The sequence below is a fragment of the Parafrankia sp. EUN1f genome, assembly GCF_000177675.1.
Taxonomy (GTDB): Bacteria; Actinomycetota; Actinomycetes; order Frankiales; family Frankiaceae; genus Parafrankia.
Genome location: NZ_ADGX01000343.1, coordinates 1 through 2,114 on the forward strand (window position 1 = coordinate 1; position 2,114 = coordinate 2,114).

Annotated in this window: 3 protein-coding genes and 1 pseudogene; 1 reads left to right on the top strand and 3 read right to left on the bottom strand. The window is 66.6% G+C overall.

The window, feature by feature from the left end; translation table 11 throughout:
- Positions 1-22: 22 nt before the first annotated feature.
- Positions 23-514, bottom strand: a pseudogene (locus FREUN1FDRAFT_RS38935) (SDR family NAD(P)-dependent oxidoreductase); the annotation flags it as partial.
- On the opposite strand from FREUN1FDRAFT_RS38935, the gene FREUN1FDRAFT_RS48465 reads away from it, so the two are divergent.
- Positions 500-718 (top strand): hypothetical protein, encoded by a 219-nt coding sequence (locus FREUN1FDRAFT_RS48465; protein WP_369809862.1) that lies wholly within the window; start codon positions 500-502, stop codon positions 716-718. The pseudogene FREUN1FDRAFT_RS38935 and the gene FREUN1FDRAFT_RS48465 sit on opposite strands and share 15 nt — an antisense overlap.
- 85 nt (positions 719-803) lie before the next feature.
- Here FREUN1FDRAFT_RS48465 and FREUN1FDRAFT_RS38940 read toward each other — a convergent pair whose 3' ends face one another.
- Positions 804-1,559 carry a methyltransferase gene (locus tag FREUN1FDRAFT_RS38940; protein WP_006545957.1) on the bottom strand — a complete coding sequence of 252 codons (756 nt, stop codon included), beginning with the start codon at positions 1,557-1,559 and terminating at the stop codon, positions 804-806.
- Between the two features lie 126 nt (positions 1,560-1,685).
- On the bottom strand, positions 1,686-2,114 hold a 429-nt coding region (locus tag FREUN1FDRAFT_RS42780), incomplete at its 5' end, for an integrase core domain-containing protein (protein ID WP_006545958.1).

Here is a 2,114-nt window from a genome sequence, read left to right on the forward strand (position 1 = left end):
TCTCGTCGATCGTCTACGTCATGAAGGGGTGGCCCAGGGAGGAGACCTGCACCACCCGAGCCCCGCCCGCCGCGGCGAGGGCGGGCCACAGCCGTGCGGTGAGCTCAAAGTGGCCGAGGTGGTTCGTCGCGAACTGGGATTCGAAGCCCCGCGTATCCCGGGTCAGCGGGTTCGCCATGATGCCGGCGCTGTTCACCAGCAGGTGCAGGGCCCGCCCGGTCGCGAGGAATCGCCGTGCGAAGGCGTCGATGGACGCCGGGTCGAGTAGATCCATCGGCCACACCTGGACGCCCTCGATCGTGTCGAGGGCGCGGTGGGCTCTGGGTACGTCCCGTGCCGGGACGACGACCTCCGCTCCGGCGGCCCGCAGCGTGCGCACCGTCTCCCGGCCAAGGCCCGAGTAGCCGCCGGTCACGATCGCCGACCGGCCGGTCAGATCGATACCGGCGATGATCTGGGCCGCGGTCGAGGCGGCGCCGAAGCCTGAGTTGACGCGCTCCTGCCGGGTGAGCACAACACACCTCGCAGTGCCTGGGCGGAGCGATCGGCGAGCCTGCTCGACGCCTGTGCCGCGGCCGGCGCGGTACGGCCGGGCCTGGACCCGGCGGACGTCATCCAGCTCATGGGCTTTCTCTGGCGCGTCAGCGACGACCCGCGTGGCCGGGCCCAGGCGGACCGGTTGCTCGACCTGGCGATCGACGCGCTGCGACCCCGATAGGCACGCGCGAGTCCCGCGTATGGCGACGACCCGAGTGGCCGGCGGACCCTCAACAGCCTGGCCCGCCACGCAAGACCGACGTGACCTACACCGCGGGCGTGATTCCGAACTCCAGTGCCGTCCGTCCATCTGCCACTGGTTCAGCGTGGCGGAGCACGAGATCGCAGTCCGCGGCCAGCCGGGTTATCTCGTCGACTGTTCTTTCCCGGCCACTGAAACACATCAGCATGAACAGGTCGAACGCGGTGCCGGCTCCCCGCCCCAGCACCGGCTCGATGACCACGACGGTGCCATCCGGCGCAGCGGCCCGACGGCATCGGGCCAGAATTCTGCGGGCGTGCTCATCGTCCCAGTCATGCAGAATGTCGGAAAGAAGGTAGACATCGGCCCCGCCGGGCAGTGGGTCGAAGAAGCTGCCGGAAATGGCGCTGGCTCGATCGTCGAGCCCGGCTGCCGTGAATCTTGCGCTGGCAGCGGCAGCGGTCGGAGCCAGGTCCAGCACCCGTCCGCGCAGATCGGAATGGGTAGCGAGGATCGCGGTGAGAACGGTCCCGTCACCCCCGCCCACATCCAGGATCTCGGAGAACCGGGTCCAGTCGAAGCGCCCGGCGATCTGCGGCGCCTGTGCTCGGAATCGCCAGTTCATCTGGGCATCGAACGAACGCCGCAGCTCCGGGTGGGCGTCGAGGTCCGCCCAGAAACCGCGCCCATATCGGTGTTGGTAGGCGGGCGCGCCGGTGGTGATCGTTTCGAGTAGTTCGACGAAGGCGAGGTCCGCCCGTCCGCCCGCGCAGTTGATGTCGAGCAGGGTTTTGTATCCCTCGGGGGCTGCCCCGGCCATCTGATTGCCGAGACTCGTGGGCCGATAGCGGCCGGACCCGGCGTCGAGGACGAAGACCCCGATCGTGACCAGATGTTCGAGGAGTGGTGTGCCCCGTTGAATCCGGACAGCTGCTATTAAGCTGATCTATGCAGCTGGCTGCTTTTTCAGGTATTCATCGTGGACCTGTCGTGGAGTGCGGTAGTCGAGTGCCGAGTGGCGGCGTGTCGTATTGTAGCGAAGCTCGATGTATCGGGCAATATCGCGTCGGGCATGTTCGCGGGTGGGGTAGACGGTGCGGTGGACGCGTTCGTTCTTCAGGGTCGCGAAGAACGACTCGGCCATCGAGTTGTCATAGCAGATCCCGGTCCGGCCGACGGATTGACGGATCCCGAGTCCCTTCAGCGTAGCGGCGAACTGGGTAGACGTATAGTTACTTCCGCGGTCCGAATGAAAAATAGCTCCGGCGGTGAGCTGGTGGTTTCGTGCGGCCATGGTGATGGCGGTTTCGATGAGCGCGGTTTTGTAGTTGTCGTCTGTGGCCCAGCCGATTACTGCTTTCGTGTGGCAGTCGAT

Bases quoted from the DNA above. Each gene is read 5' to 3' on its own strand.
- FREUN1FDRAFT_RS38940 (WP_006545957.1), bottom strand. From the start codon at position 1,559: ATGGCCGGGGCAGCCCCCGAGGGATACAAAACCCTGCTCGACATCAAC.